This is a genomic window from Paenibacillus sp. FSL M7-0420 (assembly GCF_038002345.1).
Classification (GTDB): Bacteria; Bacillota; Bacilli; order Paenibacillales; family Paenibacillaceae; genus Paenibacillus_AQ.
Genome location: NZ_JBBOCJ010000001.1, coordinates 189884 through 216634, shown reverse-complemented (window position 1 = coordinate 216634; position 26751 = coordinate 189884). Strand labels below are relative to the sequence as shown.

Sequence of the window (26751 nt, the reverse complement as noted above, 5' to 3'; positions counted from 1 at the left end):
TAATTACCGCCACAGCGGGTATATTCTATATAGGCCAAGGCCAAAACGTAGTTATCAAACAAGTTAGGGAGTGGTCATATGACTAGAACTAATCCTTATAAGTGGGGGAATCTGCTGCTCTTCCTCGGCGTCATTGTCGTCAATACCCTTTCAGTCGTCCTGCCGCTTGGCGGGAACAGCACCGCCGAAATCTCGGACAGGTATCATACGTACCTCACACCGGCCGGATATGCTTTTTCCATCTGGTCCCTGATCTATCTGCTGCTGGCCGGATTCATCATTTATCAGTTCCGCAGCGATACCGGGGGCAGGGATTCCGTCCAGCGGATCGGAATTTGGTTCATGCTCAGCTGTCTCTTCAATATGGGCTGGCTGCTCCTCTGGCATTACCTGTACATTGAGCTGTCGCTGGTGGCGATGGTGCTTCTGCTGCTCTCACTGATCGTCATTTACCGCAAAACCCGCTTCATCGCAGATCCCACGACAGGCGAGAAATGGCTCGTGAAGCTGCCGTTCAGCCTCTACCTCGGCTGGATCTCGGTAGCCACCATCGTCAATGTCAGCGTTGTGCTGGTGAAGAACGACTGGGGAGGCTTCGGACTCAGCGCCCCGTTCTGGGCAGTCATCATGCTCTGTGTGGGTACCTTGCTGGCTGTACTGGTAAGCTACCCGTACCGGGACAGCATCTATCCGCTCGTCTTCGTCTGGGCCTATATCGCCATTGCTATGGAGCATAAGGACACGAATGAGGTGTATTTCACCGGCCTGATTGCAGCAGGACTTCTCTTGCTCTACAGTATTTGGCTGCTGCTGACTCCGCGCCGTTCCCGCAGCAGATACTAGATACGCCTATATATGCACACAAAAAATCCCCCGCACGCCTGCTTCACGTGCGGGGGATTTCCCTGTACCCAACCTCGACCGGATGTATCCGGCCTGGCTTATTTCTTGCGTGCTACCGCTTCGATCTCGACCAGCGCGTCCTTCGGCAGACGGGCTACCTCAACGGCACTGCGGGCCGGGTAAGGCTCGGTGAAGAAGGTGCTGTACACCTCGTTAACCGCCGCGAAATCATTCATATCCTTCAGATACACGGTTGTCTTCACCACCTGATCCATTGATGCTCCGGCCTCTTCCAGGATGGCCTTCACATTGTTAAGCGACTGGCGTGCCTGCTCCTGCACACTGCCCGGCAGTTCCGCTGTCTGCGGGTCCATTCCGAGCTGGCCTGAAGTGTAGACCCAGTTGCCGGCAACAATGGCCTGGCTGTAAGGGCCAATCGCTCCTGGAGCTTTCTTTGTAGCTACTTGTTTTTTGGTCATAGTGAACGCCTCCTGCATGCTGTACGCGGCCTGTAGACCGCTATGTACATTCTAATCGTATGCTCATTGTACGTCCTGGAGTCTGCGGTTGGCAAACCTTACTGCCCGTCTAATGCTTGCCGATCACATGAATAACCTCATTGGTGTAGATATGAACGCCGCCTGTATCGGCCAGGGCAATATTCATCATCGCCCGCGCTACCGTGGCGGCCGGTATGGCCCGGAACTTCGCGGCCTTAAAGGCCATGGCGAAATCCAGCGCCTTCATCAGCACAGCCGCAGCGCGTTCCCCCAGCCTGAATTCTGCCCGGTCACCGAGCAGCAGCGAAGGCCGGAACAGATGCAGGCCGTGGAATCCGGCAGCAATCAAGCCCTCCTCCGTCCGCCCCTTGGTCCGGCTATAGAAGGTGCGCGATTTGGCGCTGGCTCCCATAGAGGACACGGCCAGGAACTGCTTCACGTTATGCTCTTTAGCCAGGGCCGCAGCTGCAAGCGGATACTCCAGGTCCACCCGTTCGAACTGCTCCTGCGAGCCCGCCTGCTTAATCGTCGTTCCCAGGCAGCAGAATACTGCATATACACCGGCGAATTGCTCACTGTATTGCTCAAGCCGGTCCCAATCCACTTGAATCTGTCTCAGCTTGGGATGCTCAAGCGCAAGCGGACGGCGGACCAGCACACGGACCTCGTCCCAATTCCCGCCCAGCAGGTCCCGGGTCAGCGCACTGCCGACCAGACCTGTAGCTCCCAGTACCAGTGCAATTCTTGTCACCGAAATAGCCTCCTTATATTCCTCCTTATTCATCCCTCAGAATACGGCGGCCCAGCAGCAGTGCCAGCAGAATCATCAGCACGCCTACCACTAACTGCATGCCGTAGATCTGCATCCATTGGGGCCATTCCTTAATCCATTCATAGATACGGCCGCCCAGCAGCGGGCCGAAGAAGGCCGCCAGACCGGTAAGCGCTGCATACATCGCCATATACATCGGCCGTTCCCGCTTCGGCGTATCACCAATAATGAAGTTGAAGGCAAGCTGGTTGAAGCCGCCCACACCCACGCCGAACACAATATGGGCCGCAAGTAATACCGGAAGCATCGGCAGCACAGACAAGAGTCCCCAGATCAGGGAAGAGACCGCGATAATCGGCAGCGTCCAGAGCAGCAGCTTCTTGTTGCTGTGCCTGGCGTTCAGATTGCCCCATACATAGAAGCTGGCCATCATGAAGACCGTCTGCGCGACATTCAGCAGGGACAGCTTCTCATAATTGATATTCAGCAGCTGCAGCATGACATAGGAATACAGCGGCACGGTCAGGTTCTGCAGCAGCAGCCAAGCAGACAGGAACAGCGTGGATTTCATGAACAGCTTGTCCTGAAGCGGCTTCCTGAGCATCGGCAGGAAGGCCTTCTCTTCCGATTTCTCAAACGGCACATCCGGGTAGAAGAAGAACACCACAATATTCGAGATCGAGAAAATCCACACTACAATATACAGGATAAGGAATCCGTGTCCGCCCGGATAACGGTCAAGAATAATACCGCCTCCGTACATCACCAGGCTTCCCAGCGCATTAAGGAACGTATTGCGAATACCGAAGTACCGGCCACGGACCCTTGCAGGCACCAGGTCACTGATGACCGAATTCCAGAGCACACCGCCGGCAGTGTTGGCAATGAAGGCAATGGTATACAGTACGATGAAGGCAGTAACCCAGTGCTCTTGCGGAAAAATAAACGGAACCAGGCCCGTAGATCCCCACAACAGCCGGTGTAAGCCAATAAAAGTCACGAGCGCCCACTTGCGGCTCGGCAGCTTCTGAATCAGGAAAGCCACACCGATCTGTGCGACATTCACCAGCGTAGTAAGCGCGAGGACAAATCCGATCTGACTGGAGCTGGCACCCAGGTATAACAAAAATCCTGTAAGAAATTGGCCTTGCAGCAGCACCTGGAATATGGTGGATGGTATCCCCTCAAAGGTAGCGATCTGCAGATTCTTGCGGTGTACGGAGGCCTTGCGCAAATCCTTGGAACGGTTCCGCAGCGGCCGGCTTCTCATGATGTTCATGGGGTGTTGACTCTCCTTTGATGCGGCTTTTGCTTCATTCTACTCAGCACCAGATTCCTGTCAATACACCGAAATCACAAATAAAGTTGGAGCTGCGGGGATTATACGGACGCGCCTGAATGCAGTGGTAAATGTAAGGAGAATATACTGCCCTGGCCTTCGCGGCTATGCAGGGTAATGAAGCCGCCCAGGAGCCTGGCCAGATCATTGCTGATAGACAGGCCCAGCCCCGTACCGCCATACTTGCGGCTGACATTGATATCCGCCTGTTCAAAGGCCTCGAAGATCAGATCATGCTTCTCCGGGGGAATGCCGATTCCGGTATCCTGCACCTCAAAGGCAATCCACTTCTGTGCAGCAGCCCCCTCCTGACGTTCCACTACACGGATATTCATAGTGACCCCGCCAGTCATCGTGAATTTGAACGCATTCGAGAGCAGATTGCGCAGAATCTGCTGCACCCGCTGGGGGTCCGTGTAGATTACCGCAGGCACCCCTTCGTCCAGGGAGACACTGAAGGTGAGCTGCTTCTGTCTGGCTAAGACGCCGAACTGCTGGACGAGCAGATCAGGGACCTCGCTGGTATTTAAATCCTCTATAATAATATCCAGCTTCCCTGCCTCCACCTTGGACAGATCGAGAATATCATTGATGAGCGACAGGAGATCCTCCCCGGAGCGGTGAATGATCCCGCCATATTCAGCAAGCTCCTCCGCACTCAGGGACTCATCGCCTTCTTCAATCATCTGGGACAGATTGATAATGCTGTTCAGCGGGGTTCTTAGTTCATGGGACATGTTCGCCAGGAACTCCGATTTGAACTGTGAGGCGAGCATGAGCTGCTTGGCTCTTTCCTCGAGCACAATTTTATTCTTATGCAGCTCCTCCGTCTGCTCGGACAACAGCTTATTCGCTCTAATGATCTGTCCTGTACGCATCAGGTCCAGATGGAAATCGCGGATAATCAGCGCGAACAACGCACTGAGGACAAGGCCTGCGGGAAAGGTAACCGGCAGAATCTTCGTTATGTAATCATGTGTGGGAATAACCCCAAATACGGCAATGTTCAGCACATTCACTACATTGACTACCAAAATAGCAGCAATCCCCTTGAACATCATAGAGGTGGACGAACGCTTCATCCATACGCTTAGAGCGGCACAGACAAAGCCCAGGATAGTCAGATTCAGCACGCCTACCAGCGCTGCCTCGTTCACTCCAAAGGTCAGGCGCGTAAGCCCGGTTGCGATTCCGATGATAATCAGGACCAAGGGCTGGGGGTAAGCCAGTGTTGAGATGATCAGCGGTACATACCGCAGGTCAAAAATGACATGCTCATGCAGTCTGTAGCCGAAAAAGGTGCTGATCCACCCTGCGAAGACCGCGAGCAGCACCCAGCTTACTCTTTTTACAGGCTCGGATGCGTGGGTTACAGTGTACTTGTATATTAGATTCGCCAGATACGACAGAGTGATTAGTAAAGCTGTATTCACAAAAAAGATTTTGACATATTCCATGGCTTCACTCCTGCAGCGAAAATAAGTTCACAATAATATTTATAGTATCATACTGGAGGAATGAAAAACATGAAGCGTGAGGGCTATTGCATATGTATATGTATGAGAGGGATGGCTTCGGAATGTCCGGGGGACAGCAAAAAAGCGCAAATCAGATACGATTTGCGCTCTTCCCTTGCCCTGCTTATCGTTAACTGCTGATTAGCTGCGGTGGGAGGACTCCCATTTATGGTACTCCGCTTCGGCTTCATCCTTGGAATGGCCGTAACGCTCCTGCAGCTTGCCTACCAGCTTGTCTTTTTCACCATCGATGATATCCAGATCGTCATCTGTCAGCTTGCCCCATTGCTTCTTGGCTTCACCTTTAATCTGCAGCCATTTACCTTTGATCACATTGTTATCCACTACAAGCTCATCTCCTTAGTTGTCTATTTAATGTCTGGCGAAAGCTTATAATTGCTTGTGAACTATTACCCCCATGACTTTTGGCTGAATCTCCTGGCTGTACAGGGGCTGCACCTGCAATTGCATGAAACCATGCAGAATAACTCAACTTTTGTCACATAATAGTCTTTTTAAAAAGCTATTCAACTATCTTAAAATTTGATATACTTCAGAAGTAAATTTATTTATGATTTAAGTGATTATTTTCACATGTTAGTTCCATAGCTTGTGCTAAAATGCCATCGAACAAGAAACGATATGATTAAATTTTTTCTTATTACTTGCCGATATATGTCGTATGCCTGCTACAAAAAGGGACTTAAGACCGAGATGAAAGTGACATTTATCATTTATAAAGTGATTTTTATCACTTCCAGCGCTATTAAAATGTTTTACATTTTAATATATATATTTTAAACTATTTTCTTGGAGGTCATATCAAAATGAAAAAAGCTTCTGTAATCTTGTCGAGCGCTCTGGTATTGGGTACTTTACTCGCAGGTTGTGGCAACAGCAACAAAGCAGAGAACGCTGCTGCAACAACAGCACCTGTGGCAACTGCTACTGCTGCAACTGAAGCAACTACTGCACCTGCAGCCGAAACAGGCAAGTACCAGGACGGAACCTACTACGGTACAGTGGATGCCGATCCAGAGACTGGCTGGCAGACCTTTACACAACTGACTGTAGAAGGCGGCAAAATCACCAAAGCTGACTGGAATGCTTTCAATGTTAAAAAAGCGGGCGATCTGAAGAAAAAAGTATCTGAAGACGGCAACTACGGCCTGGTAAAAATCGGAGGAGCGAAGTCCGAATGGCATGAACAGGCTGCTCTTGCTGAAGCCTACCTGATTGAAAAACAAGATCCTGCTGCTCTCACTGTAAATGCTGAAGGCAAAACAGATGCAATCTCCGGTGTATCCGTACACGTTAGTGATTTCGTCGGCGCGGCTCAGGCTGCACTTGCTGCCGGCCCTGCACAAGCAGGCCCATACAAAGATGGCGGATATACTGCTGAAGGCGAAATGGATGCTAAATCCGGCTGGAAGTCCACAGTAGCTCTCTCTGTTGCTAACGGCAACGTTGTAGCTGTTAATTTCAGCGGCGTGAATGCTGCAGGCGACGATAAGAAACAATATTCTGTAGATGGCAAATACGGCATGAAAGCCGGCGGCGCTGCTGCTGAATGGCATGAAGAAATCGCCCTTGCCGAGAAATACTTCCTTGAGAACAAAGGCGTAGCTCCTACCCTGGATGCTGAAGGTAAAACAGATGCAATCTCCGGCGTATCCATCCACGTTGGTGAATATTTCACACTTGCACAAAAAGCACTGGAAGGCGCGAAATAATTATTCGCCACCCTTTTGCAGCTAATCAGATGAATGAGGTGAGTTTCTCTTGAAGAAAATAGTCATTTTGGGCGGCGGCTACGGCGGCGTACTCACGGCTAAGAAACTGGCAAAGAAATTTAAGAACGACAAAGATGTAGAAATCAAACTGATCGACCGAAATCCATACCACACTCTTTTGACTGAGCTGCATGAGGTTTCTGCGAATCGCGCACCTGAGGATTCGATCAAAATTGACTTGAAGAAAATTTTTGCCGGCCTGAAGGTAGATGTTGTTCTGGATGAAATCAGCAACATTGATTTCAAGAACAAGAAGCTGAAGTCCGACAAAGCCACCTATGCTTATGATTATCTGGTCATCGGCACAGGAAGCAAGCCAACCTTCTTCGGAATCCCCGGAGCAGAAGAGAACACCTTCTCCTTCTGGTCCTACGATGATGCAGTTGCCCTGAAGCGTCAGATCCGCGACATGTACACCAAGGCTGCGAAGGAAAAGAACCCGGCTACACGCCGCGCTATGCTGACCTTCGTAATTATCGGTGCCGGCTTCACCGGCGTTGAGCTTGTAGGTGAAATGGCCGAGCAGCGCGACGAGCTCTGCAGAGAATTCTTCATCGATCCTTCCGAAGTGAGACTGATCGTGGCTGATATGGCTCCGAAGATTCTGCCTATCCTGCCGGATAAGCTGATCCAGAAAGCCGAAGCCCGTCTGCGCAAGCTGAAGGTAGAAATCGTCACCGGCGCCAAAATCACCGAAGTAGGCGCAGGCTCTGTTGCCCTTGGTGAGAAGAACATCGTGGATGCACAGACAATCGTCTGGACAGCCGGTGTTGAAGGCTCCGAAATCGTCGGCAACCTTGATGTTCAGCAGCAAGGCCGCAAACGTATTGTTACCAATGAACACCTTGAAAGTGTTGACCATAAGAACGTATACGTTGTAGGGGATAACATCTTCTTCATCCCTGAAGGCGAAGAACGTCCAGTTCCGCAAATGGTTGAGAATGCTGAACAAGCGGCTCCGGTTATCGCAGGCAATATCACTGCCGATATCAAGGGTACGCCTAAAAAAGCATACAAACCAGGCTTCCACGGCACCATGGTTTCAATCGGCAGCCGCTACGGTGTAGCGAACGTCGGTCTTCCGGGCAAGTTCTTCATGCTGACCGGCTTCATGGCTATGTTATCCAAACATTTCATCAATATGTTCTATCTGTCACAGGTTGTAGGCTTCAACAAGGTCTGGACTTACATGATGCACGAGTTCTTCCATGTTGAGAACCGCAAGAGCTTCGTCGGCGGTTACTTCTCCAAGCGCTCTCCGAACTTCTGGCTCGTTCCGCTCCGTATGCTCCTTGGGGGAATGTGGTTATATGAAGGTATAGAGAAAATCCGCAAAATCTGGGTTGATCCGAATAAGATTTTTCTGATTCCTGCGGCTCCTTATGCAGATGCAACATCGGCAGCAAGTCAGGCTGTGGATGCAGTCAAAACTACCGTAGATGCCCAATCTGCAGCTTCCGCAGTATCCACTGCCAAAGAAGCTGTATCGGCTCTTCCGGTTCCAGGCTTCATTTATGATATCTCCAACTGGTTCATGGATCTCATGTTCTATAACCCGGATGGTTCTTACACCTTCCTCGCCAAATGGTTCCAAATCGGTATGGTCTGTGCCGAGATCGTCTTCGGTGTAATGCTGATCGTCGGTCTGTTCACAGCGATCTCTGCTATAGCCACGATAGGTATGGCGGTTATGATCTGGACCACCAAGATGGCAGCAACTGAAATGCTCTGGTATGTTGGGGCAGCGATTGCCTGCATCGGCGGTTCCGGTACCGTGTTCAGCCTGGATTACTATGTTCTTCCTTGGCTCAAGAAGCAGTGGAAGAGGATTCCTCTCGTCCGGCGCTGGTATCTGTATACCGACTGATGAACCGGGTAATAAGTGGTTAAGAACTACATTCATTTATAACAGCGGCGCATGCACAGGCTGCGCTGCTGCAAGCTGAATAGGATATTCTTAAGAGTAATGTGTCCCTAGGACACATTACTCTCCTTGTTTAACGAGGTGAAAGTACATTTATATGCGCGTTTTCAACAAAATGGTTTTGTAGGGATAATCAGGATTCGGTTCCATCCGGCAAAACCGACATGAAGGAGAGAAGCTTGTGAACCAAAAAATCATAGAAGATACGTTCCGGTTGCTTCAGGCTGAAATGTCTAAGATCGCCGGAATTCAGTTGTCTCTCTCTCCGGCAGAATGCGAGCAAATGCTCTCGGTACTGGAACGCCATGATCTGGAGTATGACCGCAAAACCCATTTGCTAGGCATTTATACCATTCTTACCGTAGCAGCACAGCGCCATATGGAATGTGTCCCACATCATCCTGACCTGACCCGTAACATTTTGGATGGAGATTACCTGTACAGCTTCTATCTGCAGTTTGCAGTGAAATACCGGGAGCTGGATCTGGTGGCCTATATGGCCCCTTCCATCAAAAAAATGCAGATCGAACGTTCAAATGGAGAGTTCACGGAACACAATCCTGCCAGGGACCTGGGTGAATTCCTCATTCAGGAGCGCAGACAACGAAGCCGTACCAGTAAAGCCATTTGACAGGTGGGAACATGAACGATGAAGCTGCATGAAGCCTTGAATATTGATCTGAATGAAATTAACCGTGAAATTAAGAATCTGGTGACCCATGATAAGGATGTTCCCAAAAAGTCGCAGCTGGCGCAGAGCATTCTCGAATTAACAGGCTCCGGCGGTAAACGCCTCCGCCCCCTGATGGTTATTGTCGGCAGCCGGTTTGGCCTGAGACCTGCCGGACGCCGAACTCTGCAATTATCCGCTGCGGCTGAATTTATCCATGTGGCCTCACTGATTCATGACGATATTATTGATAACGCCGAGCTGCGGCGGGGCGTGCCTGCGCTTCATATCAAGACCGGCATTCTATCCGCTGTTCATATCGGTAATTATATGTCTGCCCGCATCATTGAACTGCTCAGCAAGTACACCGGGGATAAGGACCGTTACGTTCACGATCTGTCCTCTGTTGCCACCTCCCAATTGTGTCTTGGCGAATATCAGCAATTAGAGCATGCCTTCGATTATGATCTTACGCTGGAGCAATATCTGGAGAAATCCCGTAACAAAACCGCGCTGCTAATGGCTACCTGCCTGCGGGTAGGCGCACTGTCGGCGGAGAGCAGCGCAGAGACAGCCCAGCTCCTCTATGATTTCGGCGAAGCGCTGGGGATGTCGTTCCAGATCCAGGATGATATTCTGGACTTCACGCAATCGGCGGATGTACTCGGCAAGCCGGCCGGCAGCGATCTCCGCCACGGCCAGGTTACCCTTCCTGTGCTCTTCGCCTTAGAGGATGCCGAGCTTGCCCCTGTCATCCGCAGAATAGGCCCTGGCTCTTCTGCTGCGGACATCGAGCAAGTCCTGGAGCTGGTAAGGGGCAGTGATGCCCTGACCCGCTCAGAGGCCGTCAGCCAGGATTATCTGGCCCAGGCTGCTGCGATTGTGGAGCAGCTCTCCAGCTTCCCGGCCCATGCCGACCTGAGGACCCTGCTGCAATACTTCGCCGGGCGTGACCGCTGAACGGGCATCGGCACAACGTATGCTGTTTTCCACATACCTTTAGTTTTTAGTTGTTGCAATTCTCTTGTCCACAAATTTGCACACACCTTTTCCACACCAGCAGGAAACTATAGTTTTCTAATATAGCAAAAAAGACTGCCGGAACTTTCCCGGCAGCCCGGGCGCCCTTCCACAGAGGCGCCCTTTTGTTTATTTATTTTCAAGCAGCATGGTATCTATTTTTTCCTGAAAATCATCCCGGTACTGACGGAATGCCTCGGTATCAAACTTAGTATTGGGATCTTTGGGCTTGGGCGGACCAGCGAGGAGCTGAGCATACAAACGGTCAGTTTCTTTGGATAGCGGTGCCCATACTTTCTTCACATCGTCATATTCTGCACCCAGGCCTGCGATATAGCTGTCGGATTCTTTCTTGTGGGCCATCGCAACAGCTAATCGCTCCATGGTTGCCTGAATATCCATCTTTTCGCCGACACTGTTCTTCCCGTTCTGGGAATAATAATGGAAATCAGCGAAGCCTTCGTTCCATACATCGACAATCATAAAGTTAACCAATTCATCCAGCACCGTTAGGGGCGGTACCGTCACAGCCGGAACAGGTGCCTTGAACTTGCTGCGGACGTTGTCAAATTCTGCTCTTTCCACTGCTTCCATAGCTCTGAAGATTTTATGGTCTGCAATCAGAACAATAACCTCATTGTTCATATTCGACCGTTTCTCCCCCTGAAGCAGCACTGCATCCACCTTTGTCCCATTGTCATCCTTATACTCTGTAGATTCAATGACCTTGGGCTTAAGCACTTTAAGCTCTGGCTCCGTCTCAGTCAATTGGTCTTCTTTAAATAAAGCCTGCACACCGGGATGGAGATGTTCAGCCACAAACTTCTTTTTCGCCGCCACATCCGAATTGTTCACATATGTAATGATGTAGTCCAGAGCAAGCTCTTCCGCAGCCGTAGGCTCTGCTTTAGGGACTTCGGTAGGCGCCGTTGTCGGAGCAGGAGTAACCTCTGCCGTGGGCTCGGCAGTTGCAGCGACAGTGGGTTCAGCAGCAGCCGTAGTGCTGTCAGGCTTCCTCTTATTCGTGTCCGAAGCGCAGCCCGAAAGTACAGCACAAGCCACAATGAGGCTGAGCGCCAGTTTGTTGTTCACTTTGTACTCCTCCTTCAAGAAATTGGATGTTCCAAGACCTATTCTTTCTATACCCACCCAATATGCACTTAAAGCGCATGTTACTTGAAGTTTTGCTGAACAAACAAACGCAGCGCAGCGTACGTGAGTGATGTTTAGCTAGGGAGGTTTGCGTTTGCGGTTTGCGTTTGCGGTTTGCGTTTGCGGTTTGCGGTGCCGCCCAAAATGAAGAAAAGCGCGAAGCTCTTAGCTTTTCGCGCTTTTTTTGCCGCCCGCCCCCTGGGTAGGCCTGTTGTCTTTTTGAAGTTGATCTTGCCTGGGGAGAGGTTAGGACGGAATGGAGAGGAATTTTGGAACTGGAGGAGCGGCAGCGTTCGCCTTTAATTTCGGATTCCTACCGCGTTCAGCGGCTTCAATCAGGGAATCCGAAATTAACAGCGACCGTAAGTCCAAAAATCCGCGCAATGCAGCTTCCCAACCTCCAGCACGCGCCCCACTCCGATGCGCCGCCCCACCTAATTAACGTAAAAATAATCAATCAGCGTACACAGCAATATCACCATACTGATCACCTGATTCAAATTATAAGAAGCCACCTTCATCAGCTTGCGGTTAGCAGGCTTGATAATCTTGTGCTCTGTCATAAGCAGCACCGTAGCGATGCCGATGCCCACCAGATACATCCAGCCGAGATCGCGCCAGAGGTACAGGAACAGCAGCAGCATAACCATAATGAAATGCAGCCCTTTGGAGATCCGCAGCGCGTTCTCCAGGCCGAAGAAGCTCGGGATGGACCATAAGCCGTTCTTGCGGTCGAACTCAATGTCCTGAGTCCCGTAGATGATATCAAACCCGGCAATCCAGAGCATCACCACGGTTCCGATCACGAATGGCGTGAACGCGATATTCCCGGTAACCGCAAACCAGGCGCCAATCGGGGCCGAAGCAATCACGAAGCCCAGATACAGATGGCTCAGGAAGGTGAACCGCTTCGTATAAGAGTAGGATGAGATCAGTACAATGGCTACCGGGGACAACACCAGACAGAGCAGGTTCAGCATCCCGGAGGCCACAATGAACAGGGCATAATTGATGATAATGAACAGAATGACTTCCTTCTCTGCGAGCAGACGCTGCGGCAGATGCCGGTGGGCGGTTCGCGGATTGTTGCCGTCGAAGGTACGGTCCACCAGGCGATTGAACGCATTCGCCCCGTTGCGTGCCCCGATCAGCGCGATCAGCCCCCATAACATCATATGGCCGGAAGGCCAGCCGCCCGCCGCCCAGACCATGGAGATGATGGCAAAAGGCAGTGAGAACAGCGTATGGGAGAACATCACCAGCTCGCTGAACATTTTCATTTTAAGCGCCGTATGTTTAAAAGCATTAATGATCACCATAATGTTAGGCCTCTTTCTTAGTGGATCGCTTGCAGTACTTCATGGAGTGCAGCCAGCAGGGCATCAATATTCCCGGAAGTCACAACAAGCGGCGGCTGGAAGGCGAGGACGTTGCGGCCTATGCCGTTTTTGCCGATCAGGTATCCGCGGTCCTTCAGCTCTTCCAGCACATAGTCTGTCACAGCAGCGGCATCCTCAGTCTCCGAACCGGCCAGCTCGGCCCCCAGCATAAGTCCGCTGCCCCGTACATCGGTAATCAACGCAGGGTAACGCTCCTGGAGAGCAAGCAAGCCTTGCTTCAACTGGCCGCCCAGCTCAGCCGCACGTTCTGCCAGCCGCTCATCACGGATGTAGTCCAGCACCGCCAGCGCGGTAGCCGCAGAGACTGGATTCCCTCCGAACGTCGAGGCGGAAGGCTTGTTCAGCGATGCCGCTATCTCATCCGTCGTGGAAAAGGCAGCGATCGGTACTCCGTTCCCCAGCGCCTTGGCCATGCTGATAATGTCCGGCACGACGCCGAAATGCTCCATCGCAAACATAGCTCCGCTCCGGCCGTAGCCGGTCTGGATTTCGTCGTCAATCAGCAGTACACCGTACTGCTCAAGCAGCGCCTTCACCTCACGGAAATAGGACAGCGCAGGCATGACGATCCCGCCGTTCCCTTGAATCGGCTCCACGATCATGGCGGCAATGGTGTCTCCTTGGGCAGCGAGTACCTCCTTCAGATTCTGGATGGACTGCGCCGCCGCTTCCTCCAGCGTCAATTCCGGATGATACGGGCGCTTAATGAACGTCACATCCTCATCCAGGTAGGCATCGGTTCTCCACATTTGCAGCCCGGTCACACTCATGGTGAGGTTGGTCCGGCCATGCAGGCCGGCTTCCAGGGCAATAAAGCCTTTGCGGCCGGTATGCATCCGCGCCAGCAGCAGCGCTCCTTCATTCGCCTCCGAGCCGCTGTTGACGAAGAATGTCCGGCGCAGCGCGCCCGGCAGCACTTCTTCCAGACGTTCCGCCAAATCTACATTCGGCTGGGTCAGGTAGATGGGCGAAGTGTGCTGCAATTGCTGAAGCTGTGCTATCGTACGGGAAGTAATAGCCGGATTACAGTGGCCGCAGGCAACCACTGAGACTCCCGCGAAGAAGTCGGTGTATTCCTTGCCATTCTCATCGTAGACATACTGCATGCTTCCGCGTACCAATTGCGGGGCATCCCGGTAAAAATGTGCGGTGCACGGGTAGAAATACTGCTTTCTTTTAGCAGCTACCGCTTCTCTTCCAATGAAGTTACTCTGTTCGAATTCCATGAAGCTTCCCTCACTTTCAACTGCTGATGATTCAAGATGATAGTTTGTGAAAAAAGGTACTTATAATCGCGCCATATACCCTTATTATACTCGCCGCAGCGTTATTTTAAAATTGAATTATTAGCATTAGTTAAACTGCAGTGAACCGAGGGTGTACCCCGCATAGACCGGCTTCAGCCCGCCCAGCAGATCATCCTCAGGCTTCGTTCCATCCATCGCAGCCTGATAAGCAGCAATAATGGTGCGCAGCTCCTTGATACTATAGGTCGCGCCTTCTATCCGGAAGCTGGCAATCCCCAGGCCGTTCATTTCACCCAGCATCGGGAGATAACACAGCTCCTTGGCGAACAGCAGATGGCAGCGGCCATATTGGTCACGGTAGACCGGATTCTCGCCCTTGTCGGTCTTGAGCACCAGCACATCATTGCGGACATACTGGTTGTCTTCCTCACCGATCGGCTCCATCACCTCTGTATTCTCGAACAGATCATGCTCCATATACATCAGCGCAGGCGTTCCGTGCACCACAACCTCCAGCGGCAAGTCGCTGCGTGAGGTGAAGGAGGCGAAATGCTCCAGCGTCATCTCCGGCGAAACGGTCAGCTTCGTCAGGCCCAGTCCGGCATACAGTCCGGCTGACAGATGGTTGTAGACATTCAGATTAGCATCACCCATCATCGGGTAACCGGTGCCACGGTAACGGCGGATCGCCCCCAGGTTCGTAATGATCAGTCCGTCAATCGGCAGCCGTTCTCCGTTCAGCAGATGATCATACTGGTCGAAATGCAGCTCGTTCATCATCCGCGGCAGGCCCAGGTATAACTTGGTATGACCTTTTACCGCTCCAAGCTCCTTAATATCCTGCTTCGTAAAAGGACGGTCCGGCTCAAACACATCGCCTGGCAGGTAGAGGCTGTCTACTCCCATCTCCAGTACGAGACACGCCTGCTCCATATTATTCACACGCACTGCCAGCTCAGGCTTGTTGAGGGTATTGCGTCTGTCTTCAGCCATTCGCCCGCGCAGCTCCTTCACCCGCTCGGCAGACAGCTCACGCTCCGCAGTCGGCGTACTGAATACTTTGCCGGTGCTGTAGAACTTGCCTGTTCCCTCATAACGGCGGTTGATATTCGACAGTCCCGGTTTGCCAAAAGCATATGCCGTGGAGAAATCACGCTTGCGGTTGTTATACAGCGCCTTGGAATCCTTGGTCCGGTCGAAGCCCAGCGGATCATCGATATAGCGGTCAATCGCATCGCCATAGCTGTTGGACAGCATCACCATGAAGTCTTGGTCGCGCATACGGCCTTCGATTTTGAAGGAAGTAATAGCGGATTCAATCAGCTCCGGAAGATGCTCATACATGAACATATCCTTCACTGCCAGCGGATATTCCGCAGGGAAGACGTAGCCGTCACGCTTAATCCGGTAATCCCAGCGGCAAGGCTTCATGCATTTGCCCCGGTTGCTGCTCATCCCGAACACCTGGGAGCTGAAATAACAGTTCGCCCCGTGGACAGAGCACATATCGCCATGGATGAAATACTCCAGCTCCATGCCGCTTCTTGCGCCCAGCAGCTTCGCGGTCTGCAGATCCATCTCCCGCGAGGTAACCACCCGGCTGACGCCCAGCTCCTTCAGTGCGTGGATCATCTCCAGATTATGCACATTCATCATGACAGACGCGTGAACCGGCAGATTCAGCCCCATCTCGCGGATCAATTCCAGCACCGCCATATCCTGCACGATCAGCGCGTCCGGGCGGGCCGTGTCCAGGAAGCGCAGGTACGCTCTGGCCTCCTCCACATCCTCTTCGCTGAACAGATTATTGACCGTGATATATACTTTTTTGTCCATACTATGGGCGATATTCAGGGCTTCGATAATCTCTTCATGACTTAAGTTGTAGCCCTTGCGCATCATTCTCATGTTCAGCACCGGACCGCCGAAATACACCGCATCACACTTCGATTCAATGACCGCCTTGAAGATCTCGAAGGTTCCCGCAGGCGCCAGTAACTCTACTTCTTTACCATTAAAATAACGTGCCATTCCCGTATCCCCCTAAATGTCTTACAATAATGCAACTGCAACTCCCAGTACAACGAACATAGCAACAAAAAGCGTATCCGCCGTGCCCCACCTGAGCCGGTGATACCGGCTGCGCGGCGCATCCATGCGGAAGCCCCGGGCTTCCATGGAATAGATCAGGTCCTGGGCGCGCCGGAACGCACTGGCGATAACCGGGACCAGCAGCGAGACAAGCATCCGCGCCTTCTCCTTCAGCGGCAGTTCCTTCAGATCGGCTCCGCGCGAGGCCTGCGCCTTCAGAATAATCTGCGCCTCATCCAGAATCGTCGGAATGAAGCGCAGCGCGAGGCTGATCATCAGCGTAATCCGGTCGGGTGACAGCCTGAGCTTCTTCAGCGGGGCCAGCACTCCCTCCAGCCCCTGGTTTAGCTTGGCGGGCGTTGTCGTGAAGGTCAGCAGCGCGGTGAAGGTCAGCAGGAACAGCATGCGGATCACCGAGAAAGCCCCCATCCGCAGGCCGCCCGCATGCAGCGAGAACGAGCCCAGGGACCACAGCACCTCCCCTTCCTTCACGGACAGCGCCTGTACGATGAAGATGAACAACATCAGATAACGCAAAGGCTTCGCAGCCTTGATGAAATATTTCAGTGGAATGCGGGTCGTCGCCATCACCACGATGGAGAAGACCGCGACCAGCCCGATTGATATCCACGAAGTAGACAGCAGGATGATGGCTACATAGAGCAGCATCCCGGTGATTTTTGACCGGGCATCCAGCTTATGGACCCAGGAGCCCGTATCAATGCTGCGTCCCAGCAGCAGCCGCTCATTCATGGCCATTCCCCATTTCTTCCCTGCCGGAGGCATTCAGCGTGCGGCGCTCTTCAAGCAAGGCGGCAAGCCGCCCGGCGAGGCCCTCCGCTGTAAGAAGCGGCTGCTCGCCGCTAAGGCCGAAGCGCTCGGCGGCAGCCTGCCAGTACCGCAGAGACTGCGGAACCCGCAGTCCGCAGCGCTCCAGAATCGCCGGATCGGCGGCCAGCTCTGGTCCGCTGCCCTGGAAGGCGAGTTCCCCATCCTTAAGCAGGACCCAGTTGTCGGCATAAGGCAGCAGTTCATCCATCCGGTGCGTTACGATGATGATCGTCCGGCCCTGCTCGCGGCACAGCCGCTCCAGGAGCGCGATCAGCTCGGCGCGGCTTACCGGGTCCAGGGTGGCTGTCGGCTCATCCAGCACCACAATGTCCGGGTCCATCGCCAGCACGGAGGCGATGGCTGCCTTGCGCATCTGTCCTCCGCTGAGCCGGAAGGGATTGCGCTCCAGCAGCGCCAGATCCAGTCCCATATCCGTCATCGACTTGCGCGCCCGCTCCTTGGCCTCCTCCAGGCTGACCCCGAAGTTCAGCGGCCCGAAGCAGAGATCCTTCTCCACCGTATCTTCGAACATCTGCTGCTCCGGGAATTGAAAGACGAGGCCTACCCTCCGCCGCAGCGGAAGCAGCCTCGGTGATTTCTCCCCTGCAGTTATCGTTACATCCAGCACCTGCACCGTGCCTTCTGTCGGCTTAAGAATGCCATTGAACAGCTGGAGCAGTGTCGATTTGCCCGAGCCGGTGGCTCCGGCAATTCCGGTCAGCGAACCCTCGGCAATCTCCAGATTAATCCCGTGCAGCGCCGTCTGCTTCCACATACTGCGGTCAGCATACGTGTAGCTTACTTGCTGTAGTTGTATAGCCATAGTGTATCTATAAGCTCCTTTTCGCTGGCGGGTACATCCACCTTAATTCCCCGGCTCTCCAGTTCACGGGCAAGCTGCCAAGTATAAGGCTCCCGCAAATGACACTTCTCCAGCAGCTCTGCATCACGGAACAGCTCCGCAGGTGATACATCCGCCGCGATGCTCCCCCCGTGCAGCGCAAGCACCCGGTCCGAAGCCAGAATCTCATCGGCATCATGAGTAATCAGCACAATGGTGTAACTGCCCTCGGCCTGCATATCCCGCAGAATCCCCATCAGCTCATCGCGGCTGCCTTCGTCCAACATAGAAGAGGCCTCGTCGAAGATGACGATGCCTGGCTTCATGGCGAGAATCGAGGCGATGGCCACCCGCTGCTTCTGCCCGCCCGACAGTTCTCCGGGATGCTTGGACAGCAGATGGCCTATCCCGAGCTTCCCGGTATAGAATTCAAGCCGCTGCTTCATCTCTTCGTACGATAAGCACAGACCCTCCAGGCCGAAGAGAATATCCTCTTCCACCGTCTGCCCGATGAACTGGTTATCAGGGTTCTGAAAGACCATTCCGATGCATTGCCGGATGGACTGGACCGTCTCTTCCTGCAGCGTATGCCCGCAGACTGAGATATGACCGGCGCTCTTCGGAAGCAGCGCATTCAGCAGCTTGACCAGGGTCGATTTGCCGCAGCCGTTAGGCCCGACAATGCTCACCCATTGGCCCTGCGGGACCGTTACGTTGATATCATGAAGAATCGGATGCTCCGGGTCATAGCCGAAGGATACGCCCTCAAGGGCAATCACCGCTGGCTTTTCACCGGCTGTTCTATCGTTGTACGCTTGATTCATGTTACTCATCCTTCCGCAGCTAGTGACCCGGTCCGTTCAGGAACTCTTCAAACAAGGATATTTTGGATAGCGAGTCAACCACATACCGGACGGCGAAGCCGACAGCAATGCCCGTAATAATACCGGTAATCAGCAGAACCGGCAGGTAATAGAAAATACTCGTTGAATTGAATACGAACGAGGCTGCCAGCAGCTGTCCCGTATTATGAGCCAAGCCGCCCGCAATGCTGATGCCGATAACACTGAACTTTCTGCGGCCGAGCTTCACCAGCGCGAACATCACAATGAAGCTGAACAGGGAGCCGAACAAGCTGAACAGCAGGCTGGACAGCGTGCCGAGCAGGAAGGCGGTCAGCAGTGTCTTCAGGATCACCAGAACCAGAACATCGCGTCCGCGCAAAAAGTAAATACAGGTCAAAATCATAATATTGGCGAAGCCGAGCTTCGCCCCGGGCATCAGCCCCACTCCGGCCAGCGGGATCTGTGCCTCCACAATACTCAGCACCACAGCAACGGCAGCGAATATAGCAATAATTACCGTCCGCTTCAGCGCTGTAGCCGATTCACTACTGGACATAGCCATCTACTTCATCCTCCCCGGCCGCACTTGCAATCTCAACCAATACCCGGTGCGGAAGGCAGACAATGGTCTGCTTGGGCAGCGTGATGAATCCGAAGCCGAGGCATACCTTATCGGGACAATCCGCATCAAACATCTCGACCCCGTAATCATGCACCTTCAGAATGTTATAGCCCCGTTCGGTGCGGACCTCAATAGTCTGCTCTTCTTTGGTAAGGGTTATCGTTTTGAATAACTTACCATCTACCGTTATATTGGCCTTGAGTTCTTTGCCTGGCCCACCTTTATCAGCATCGTTAGACAACCATCTTGGCACGAGAAAAGCGAGCGCAGCAATCAGAACGATAGAAATCAGCAGCACATCTGCGCGTTTCATAGAAATCTCCCTTATTTTTTAATTAAAATCCAGACTTAATAATTATAACGGTCCGCCTTCAATCCTTCAATGAATGTAGTCGTTAATTGTCGCATTTCATGGGCAGTTCACAAAATAGGCACGCAAAGCCGAAGCGGAACCCCCATAAACTGGATAGTATCCGCTTCGGCAAGGAATATAAGGATAATGCCTTCAACTAGCGTATTATCCGGCCTGAACAGGCTGAGTACCCTTACGGGCTTCCGGCTTCCGGCCGAAGTACCCCAGGAACAATCCGGCGAATTCAGGGTCCCACTGGCTGCCCCTGCCCTGCTCCAGAATACCCAGCGCCCGTTCGTGGTCCATCCCTTTCCGGTAAGGCCGGTCGGACGTCATCGCATCATAAGCATCCGCTACCGCGATAATCCGGCCGTGCAGCGGGATCTCCCTGCCGGCAAGACCATCAGGGTAGCCCCGGCCGTCATAACGCTCATGATGCGAGCGGACGCCACCCAGATAGGGTGCCATTTTGTCCGCCGGTTCAATCTGCCGCAGAATATTCTCTCCCAGCACAGTATGACTCTGAATCTGGAGGAATTCCTCATCCGTTAAGGCTTCTTCCTTGAACAGGATGCTGTCTCTCACCCCGATCTTACCAATATCATGCAGCAGCGCTGACTTGCGCAGATCATCCAGCTCCTGCCCCCTCAGTCCGGCCAGCTGTCCGATAATCACCGAATACTCCGCTACACGGAGCGAGTGTCCTGCCGTATAGGAATCGCGGGCGTCCAGCGCCACGGCAAGGGTGGAGAAGTAGCTGTCCAGCAGCTGGCGGCTCTGCTGCTCTCGCGCCTGCAGCCCCCGGACCATCATGTTAAAGCCTGCCACCAGCTTCGAGAACTCATCGGAGTACTCATCCTGCACCTGGACCAGATTCCCGTCCTTCACCTGGTTCATCGCCTGATACAGCTCATGGATCGGATGCTGCACACTGTTCGTCAGCAGCCAGGCCGCAATGGAGGAGAACAGCGTGCCGATCAGCAGCACCATCCCCGCCCAGGCCCAATAGCTCTGAAGTCCGACGACGACTATCGAGTCCCCCTCACCGTTCATACGGATATGCGTGGCCATAATAAACAGGAACAGCGGAAAGGTACCGATCAGCATACAGCTCACCAGGAATTTGGGGCGTATCGGCACGAACACATGGCCCTCCAGGGAAAAATCCACACCGTACTGCTCCAGCGCACGGTTCCTGAATTCCTTGATCAGCGGAATAATGGAGGTGCAGGTCAGGAAGAATTCAATGAGGGAATGCATACAAGCCACAAGCACTGCGCAGCACATCGCCAGAATCAGATAGAAGTACGGAAACGTGACCCAGCCAGAATGGATCATCCACACCGACAGCAGCAGAGCCGGAACGGATAATCCGAGCAGATGCGGGCCCATAATCCGCTGTATAGCCCGTTTGGGCAGCAGGTGCGTGTGCAGATATGCTTCTTCCAGCATCGATAGCGCAGCATTCTCCTGAACGAGCGCAGCCCGTATGGGCCTGATCTGTCTGAGAAAGACAGTAATCTCTATAGACGCCATTATTACAAAAGAACAAACAAGCACCAGTAAGAGGCGGTAATATTCAACCCGGCTGATCTCCAGGGAAGATAGCATAAGCAGACTCCCGACCGCGAGTACCGCTACAGCTGAACCGAAGATATAGTTCCGGATCTGTTGCTTCAAAAAAATTCTGTATAGTTCCATCTGTCCCCTCATTCCTGCCCGGGCCTCAGCCCAATATACTCTTGCGTATTTATAATTCCCGTGCTATAATAAAATAATATTTGTTTTCGAGTATGTTTATCCCCATCAAGAAGATGTCAGGCCGATGAATCACTTCTCTATATTATCGGCGGTTTGGACACAATATCTTACGTTTTCTTGCAGTACTTATCCCTTTTATGAGATTAAATTCGAACATAGCATTCCGATTCACACTGGCGCGGCCACGGAGCCGCAAGGACAAAAGAGAGGTAGGGCTTTTGTCGTATTGGAAGGATTATTCTCGCCACACGGCTGCTGGAAATAACAAGGAATAACGACACCCGTCTTGCTCACAGACGGCGGGGGATTAATATACCGATAAGACATGGCCCGCTGCTTCTCTGTTCTTCAGGGAAAGGCTCCATGTGTGGAACATAATTAGCGCCCGATAACCGCTGTCAGCGGATATCGGGCGCGTCTACGTTCTATGGACTTTTACCGGACAGATTCAGCGGCAGCCGGGCTGTGTACATAGCGTTCCACGAATTCGCCTACTGTGCGGATGTATGTGTTTTTATCCGTATCATAGGCAAGACCATGCCCCGCTCCATGCACCACCAGCTTCTCCTTCGGACTCTTACAGGCCTCATACAGCTCATTCATCATCGCATAAGGCACGAACTTATCCGCATCCCCGTGGATGAACAGAATTGGCACCTTGGCCTTGCGTACCTGCTTCAGCGCAGACGCCTCCCCGAAGGAATAACCGGCCTTCATCCGGGTCACCAGACTGGCCACCGGCACAAACGGGAAGCTGGGCAGACGATACATCCGCTTCAGCTGATAGGACAGCTGTGCCTTGACCGAGGTGTAGCCGCAATCGGCGACAATCGCCTTGACCTGCGGAGGAAGCTCCTCGCCGGACGTCATCAGCACCGTGGCTCCGCCCATCGATACGCCATGCAGCACGATCTGCGCGTCCGGGCCGTTCTCCTGCAGGACGAATCCGATCCATTTCAGATAATCCCGGCGCTCCGGCCAGCCAAAGCCGATATAATCTCCTTCACTTTTCCCGTGTCCCCTGGCATCAGGCAGCAGCACATTGTACCCCAGGTTCTCATAATAGTTCTTGGCGGTCGCTCCCATATCCTTGGCCTTCCCGGAATAACCGTGGGCAACAATGACCGTCCGTCCCGCAGCACGTGCTGACGCCAGATAATAGCCTTGCAGCTTGAGCCCATCCTCAGACACCAGTTCTACCTCACGGAAGGTCTGCCGGGACACCCACTCCGCTCCTTCTCCCCACGAGGCTCCGGCCACCGGCGGCGGATCAATCTTAAGGTCTGGGGTCTTGGCCAGGAATTCCTTAGGGGCCCGCTTAATGGCTACTCCATAAAAATAGAATCCGGCATACCCCACCCCTCCGGCCACCACGATCAGCACCACAAGCAGGTATATCATCCACATCAACGTTCCTCCTTCAGTAAGCAACCATATTAATTTGAGCCTAGTATAGCATGGGAGTACGGCCAACTAAAAATACGGCTGGGGCTACGGTAAGAGATTCAGCATGAATTTCTTTCTCTTCACAAACTTCAAATCCATTGCACTCTGCAAGACTCTTGAAAGAAGCAGGTGGACTCTATTTAGCACACTCGCCTTCCCGCAGCAGATTGCATGTATGTATGCTATTTTCCACATACATTTGGTCCGCTGCCTCTCTCATCGGCACATTGTATATTGTTTTTCGCATACATTTGGTCCGCTGACTCTCTCACCGGCACATTGTATGTTGTTTTTCGCATACATTCTGTATCCGGGCACTTATTTCCAACGAAAAAAGAGCTGCTTCCAGGAGAACGTCTTCTCCGAAAGCAGCCCTTGTCAAATCACAGGATCATTGTTTGTTTATATAAATCTCAGTTCCGGTCACTCATTTACGTTTGCTGTTTCTGGTGGTTCTTCTAAGAATCAAGCCCAGACCAGCGAGTGCCAAACCGGCAAAATAATAAGGCGCCGGACTGGATTCGCCCGTCTTCGGCAAGGTTCCATCCACAGGCACACCGCCTAGAGGAACCTCATCATCAATAAGGACTACATCGGGTGCCGGTTCTGCTGAAGGCGTTGGCTCCGGTGTTGCTGCTATTGGCGCAACCGCAATAGCCGGTGTCGGCGTTGATGCCGGTACTGTTGTAGCTATCGGAGTTGCTACAGGCCCAAGCGGCAGCGGATCATCATTCACAGCCACATCATTGCTCACGATAAATCCGATAATCGGAGTCGGCGTAGGCACTGGAGGGAAACTGAACGGCGGCGATGTTAGCGCTGGCGTTGTTACTGGTGTTGGATCTGGTGTCGGCGTTGGTGTCGGCTCTACCGTCGGTGTTGGTGTCGGCGTCGGTGTTGGTGTCGGCGTTGGTGTCGGCGTCGGCGTTGGTGTCGGCGTCGGTGTTGGTGTCGGCGTTGGTGTCGGCGTTGGTGTCGGTGTCGGCGTTGGTGTCGGTGTTGGTGTTGGTGTCGGTGTCGGTGTTGGTGTTGGTGTTGGTGTTGGTGTTGGTGTTGGTGTTGGCGTTGGTGTCGGTACTGCTGTTGGCGTCGGTGTTGGCTCTGCCGTTGGTGTTGGTGTCGGTTCTATCGTCGGCGTCGGTGTTGGCTCTGCCGTTGGCGTTGGTGTCGGCTCTGCCGTTGGCGTTGGTGTCGGCTCTGCCGTTGGCGTTGGTGTCGGCTCTGCTGTTGGTGTCGGTGTCGGTACTGCCGTTGGCGTCGGTGTCGGTACTGCCGTTGGCGTCGGTGTTGGCTCTGCCGTTGGCGTTGGTGTCGGTTCTACCGTTGGCGTTGGTGTCGGCTCTGCCGTTGGTGTTGGTGTCGGTTCTGCCGTTGGTGTTGGCGTAGGCACCGCTGTTGGCGTTGGTGTCGGTTCTACCGTTGGCGTTGGTGTCGGCTCTACCGTCGGTGTTGGTGTTGGCTCTGCCGTTGGTGTTGGCGTTGGCTCTACCGTTGGTGTCGGTGTCGGTTCTACCGTTGGCGTTGGTGTCGGCTCTACCGTCGGTGTTGGTGTTGGCTCTGCCGTTGGCGTTGGTGTCGGCTCTACCGTCGGTGTTGGTGTTGGCTCTGCCGTTGGTGTTGGCGTTGGCTCTACCGTTGGTGTCGGCTCTGCCGTTGGTGTTGGCGTAGGCACCGCTGTCGGCGTCGGTGTTGGCTCTGCCGTTGGCGTTGGTGTCGGTTCTACCGTTGGCGTTGGCGTAGGCACCGCTGTCGGCGTCGGTGTCGGCTCTGCCGTTGGCGTTGGTGTCGGCTCTGCCGTTGGTGTTGGTGTCGGTACTGCCGTTGGCGTTGGTGTCGGTACTGCCGTTGGTGTTGGTGTCGGTTCTGCCGTTGGTGTTGGTGTCGGTACTGCTGTTGGCGTTGGTGTCGGTACTGCTGTTGGTGTTGGTGTCGGTACTACCGTTGGTGTTGGTGTCGGTACTGCTGTTGGCGTTGGTGTCGGTACTGCTGTTGGCGTTGGTGTCGGTACTGCTGTTGGCGTTGGTGTCGGTACTGCCGTTGGCGTTGGTGTCGGTACTGCCGTTGGTGTTGGTGTCGGTACTGCCGTTGGTGTTGGTGTCGGTACTGCCGTTGGTGTTGGTGTCGGTACTGCTGTTGGCGTTGGTGTCGGTACTGCCGTTGGCGTTGGTGTCGGTACTGCCGTTGGTGTCGGTGTCGGTTCTACCGTTGGCGTTGGTGTCGGCTTCACGGTCGGCGTCGGTGTTGGCTTCACGGTCGGCGTTGGTGTCGGCTTCACGGTCGGCGTTGGTGTTGGCTTCACGGTCGGCGTTGGTGTCGGCTTCACGGTCGGCGTCGGTGTTGGCTTCACCGTTGGCGTTGGTGTTGGCTTCACGGTCGGTGTCGGCGTTGGCTTCACGGTCGGTGTTGGCGTTGGCTTCACGGTCGGCGTTGGTGTCGGCTTCACGGTCGGCGTTGGTGTTGGCTTCACAGTCGGCGTTGGCGTTGGCTTCACGGTCGGTGTCGGCGTTGGCTTCACGGTCGGTGTTGGCGTCGGCTTCACGGTCGGCGTCGGCGTCGGCTTCACGGTCGGCGTCGGCGTTGGCTTCACAGTTGGCGTTGGTGTCGGCTTTACAGTCGGCGTTGGCTTTGGAGTTGGGGTGCACACAGGTGTCGGGCTAGGTTTTACTGTGGGTGTAGGCTTCACTGTAGGTGTAGGCGTTACCGTTGGCGTTGGTGTTACCGTTGGTGTAGGTTTCACTGTTGGTGTAGGCGTTACCGTTGGTGTTGGTTTCACAGTCGGCGTTGGCGTTACCGTTGGTGTTGGTTTCACTGTCGGCGTTGCCGTTGGTGTCGGACTAGGTGTCGGCGTTGCGGTCGGCGTCGGACTCGGCGGCGGCCCCTCTCCCTCGTACAATCCCAGGTGCATCTCTACCCCGCCGCTAAAAGATTTTGCAATCAGGGTTCCGTACAGCTCTGCTCGGGCATAATGAACATCCGCTCTGGGTGCGAGAATGCTGCCATAGAAGGAGGTATTAGCGATATTCACCTCAGAAGCTTCGTAAAAGTTGAACAATACTTGACTGGCTCTGCCGTTATTCATTGAAAAGCTCGGCACATTGACTGTAGGCCCGCTTATATTAATAATCAGCGTAGCGTTCTGGGCAATGTTGAATTCAATATAGTTGGTCTTCGCCAGTGTCGAGGCATCCAAATGAACTACATTGAAACGATCCGGTGCACTTATCTTGAGCTGTCCATAATTGTTATTGCCGATCTCATTCGTGTCAGCCAAGGCCCCATACTCTGTGGAACGGGAGATCAGAGCCTGCTGCTCGGCTGCAAAATCAATCGGCTTCTCTTTCCTCTTAGTACCTATAATTTTAACCTGGGGCTCATTGACTGTAATGCTGTCCCCGTATACCACATTTCCGTAAATTTCTCCGCTACCCGAATGTTCAAAATTCTTGCCCGCAACCAGCACATCCGTAGGCGAAGCATTCCTGTATGCCCTGGCTACTCCGTAACCTCCGGTGAGGGTAATGTTCCCCGCCGCTGCCAGACGGCCTTCAATCTGATCACCGCCTTGTGTGAAATCCCCAAGAATAAAAGCATTAAAATTCCCTGCGACCCCCAAAACCGGTGTTGGCGTATAAGGAACCCCTGAAGCTGCTCTGACATCCGTGCCCCACGTAAAAGCACTGGATACGGTCAATAAGCCTGCCATAAGGATGGCGGCTGTTTTACGTACTCCTTTTTTCAATAGTCCACACCTCCTAGTTACTATTCTATGAATCTGTCACGCGACT

General features: G+C 53.3%; 22 protein-coding genes. 5 read left to right on the top strand and 17 right to left on the bottom strand.

The window, feature by feature from the left end:
• The first annotated feature begins 78 nt into the window (after positions 1-78).
• Positions 79-843, top strand: a complete 765-nt coding sequence (locus MKX51_RS00950; protein ID WP_340990873.1) for a tryptophan-rich sensory protein — start codon at positions 79-81, stop codon at positions 841-843.
• Positions 844-941: 98 nt separating this feature from the next.
• On the opposite strand, the gene MKX51_RS00945 is transcribed toward MKX51_RS00950, so the two are convergent.
• From MKX51_RS00945 to MKX51_RS00925, 5 genes are all read right to left on the bottom strand, one after another.
• On the bottom strand, positions 942-1322 hold the full coding sequence (locus MKX51_RS00945; protein WP_339221932.1) for a RidA family protein: 381 nt from the start codon (positions 1320-1322) through the stop codon (positions 942-944).
• A gap of 109 nt (positions 1323-1431) precedes the next feature.
• Positions 1432-2094, bottom strand: a complete 663-nt coding sequence (locus MKX51_RS00940; RefSeq protein WP_340990872.1) for an oxidoreductase — start codon at positions 2092-2094, stop codon at positions 1432-1434.
• A 25-nt stretch (positions 2095-2119) separates the two neighbouring features.
• A complete protein-coding gene (locus MKX51_RS00935; RefSeq protein WP_340990871.1) occupies positions 2120-3394 on the bottom strand; it encodes an MFS transporter in 1275 nt (424 codons plus the stop codon).
• A 101-nt stretch (positions 3395-3495) separates the two neighbouring features.
• Positions 3496-4911 (bottom strand): ATP-binding protein, encoded by a 1416-nt coding sequence (locus MKX51_RS00930; protein WP_340945005.1) that lies wholly within the window; start codon positions 4909-4911, stop codon positions 3496-3498.
• 201 nt (positions 4912-5112) lie between these two features.
• On the bottom strand, positions 5113-5316 hold the full coding sequence (locus MKX51_RS00925) for a CsbD family protein (protein WP_036695255.1): 204 nt from the start codon (positions 5314-5316) through the stop codon (positions 5113-5115).
• 482 nt (positions 5317-5798) lie between these two features.
• Between MKX51_RS00925 and MKX51_RS00920 the strand changes: the two genes are divergently transcribed.
• The 4 genes from MKX51_RS00920 (at position 5799) to MKX51_RS00905 (ending at position 10318) form a co-directional block, all read left to right on the top strand.
• Positions 5799-6704, top strand: a complete 906-nt coding sequence (locus MKX51_RS00920; protein WP_036722123.1) for a hypothetical protein — start codon at positions 5799-5801, stop codon at positions 6702-6704.
• A gap of 49 nt (positions 6705-6753) precedes the next feature.
• Positions 6754-8631 carry an FAD-dependent oxidoreductase gene (locus tag MKX51_RS00915; protein ID WP_036722120.1) on the top strand — a complete coding sequence of 626 codons (1878 nt, stop codon included), beginning with the start codon at positions 6754-6756 and terminating at the stop codon, positions 8629-8631.
• 238 nt (positions 8632-8869) lie between these two features.
• Positions 8870-9319 (top strand): hypothetical protein, encoded by a 450-nt coding sequence (locus MKX51_RS00910; protein WP_340945007.1) that lies wholly within the window; start codon positions 8870-8872, stop codon positions 9317-9319.
• 18 nt (positions 9320-9337) lie between these two features.
• Positions 9338-10318: a polyprenyl synthetase family protein gene (locus tag MKX51_RS00905; protein WP_340990870.1), complete on the top strand. Its 981-nt coding sequence runs from the start codon at positions 9338-9340 to the stop codon at positions 10316-10318.
• 189 nt (positions 10319-10507) lie between these two features.
• On the opposite strand, the gene MKX51_RS00900 is transcribed toward MKX51_RS00905, so the two are convergent.
• The 12 genes from MKX51_RS00900 to MKX51_RS00845 form a co-directional block, all read right to left on the bottom strand.
• Positions 10508-11470 (bottom strand): PT domain-containing protein, encoded by a 963-nt coding sequence (locus tag MKX51_RS00900; protein WP_340990869.1) that lies wholly within the window; start codon positions 11468-11470, stop codon positions 10508-10510.
• 494 nt (positions 11471-11964) lie between these two features.
• On the bottom strand, positions 11965-12849 hold the full coding sequence (locus tag MKX51_RS00895) for a UbiA-like polyprenyltransferase (protein ID WP_340990868.1): 885 nt from the start codon (positions 12847-12849) through the stop codon (positions 11965-11967).
• Between the two features lie 17 nt (positions 12850-12866).
• On the bottom strand, positions 12867-14156 hold the full coding sequence (locus MKX51_RS00890; protein WP_340990867.1) for an aspartate aminotransferase family protein: 1290 nt from the start codon (positions 14154-14156) through the stop codon (positions 12867-12869).
• A 126-nt stretch (positions 14157-14282) separates the two neighbouring features.
• Positions 14283-16208 carry a peptidase U32 family protein gene (locus tag MKX51_RS00885; protein ID WP_340990866.1) on the bottom strand — a complete coding sequence of 642 codons (1926 nt, stop codon included), beginning with the start codon at positions 16206-16208 and terminating at the stop codon, positions 14283-14285.
• Between the two features lie 21 nt (positions 16209-16229).
• The gene (locus MKX51_RS00880; protein ID WP_340945019.1) at positions 16230-17027 is read right to left on the bottom strand and encodes an energy-coupling factor transporter transmembrane component T family protein; all 798 of its coding nucleotides are present in this window, start codon (positions 17025-17027) and stop codon (positions 16230-16232) included.
• The gene (locus MKX51_RS00875) at positions 17014-17922 is read right to left on the bottom strand and encodes an energy-coupling factor transporter ATPase (RefSeq protein WP_340990865.1); all 909 of its coding nucleotides are present in this window, start codon (positions 17920-17922) and stop codon (positions 17014-17016) included. The genes MKX51_RS00880 and MKX51_RS00875 overlap by 14 nt, the downstream gene beginning before the upstream one ends.
• On the bottom strand, positions 17898-18764 hold the full coding sequence (locus MKX51_RS00870; RefSeq protein WP_340945023.1) for an ATP-binding cassette domain-containing protein: 867 nt from the start codon (positions 18762-18764) through the stop codon (positions 17898-17900). The genes MKX51_RS00875 and MKX51_RS00870 overlap by 25 nt, the downstream gene beginning before the upstream one ends.
• A gap of 19 nt (positions 18765-18783) precedes the next feature.
• On the bottom strand, positions 18784-19347 hold the full coding sequence (locus MKX51_RS00865; protein WP_036700635.1) for a Gx transporter family protein: 564 nt from the start codon (positions 19345-19347) through the stop codon (positions 18784-18786).
• Positions 19331-19720 carry a NusG domain II-containing protein gene (locus MKX51_RS00860; protein WP_036700638.1) on the bottom strand — a complete coding sequence of 130 codons (390 nt, stop codon included), beginning with the start codon at positions 19718-19720 and terminating at the stop codon, positions 19331-19333. The genes MKX51_RS00865 and MKX51_RS00860 overlap by 17 nt, the downstream gene beginning before the upstream one ends.
• Before the next feature lie 204 nt (positions 19721-19924).
• Positions 19925-21460, bottom strand: coding sequence for an HD-GYP domain-containing protein (locus MKX51_RS00855; RefSeq protein ID WP_340990864.1), 1536 nt, complete (start codon positions 21458-21460; stop codon positions 19925-19927).
• A gap of 495 nt (positions 21461-21955) precedes the next feature.
• Positions 21956-22921 carry an alpha/beta hydrolase gene (locus tag MKX51_RS00850; RefSeq protein ID WP_340946765.1) on the bottom strand — a complete coding sequence of 322 codons (966 nt, stop codon included), beginning with the start codon at positions 22919-22921 and terminating at the stop codon, positions 21956-21958.
• 472 nt (positions 22922-23393) lie between these two features.
• The gene (locus tag MKX51_RS00845) at positions 23394-26705 is read right to left on the bottom strand and encodes a choice-of-anchor A family protein (RefSeq protein WP_340990863.1); all 3312 of its coding nucleotides are present in this window, start codon (positions 26703-26705) and stop codon (positions 23394-23396) included.
• Between the last annotated feature and the right edge of the window lie 46 nt (positions 26706-26751).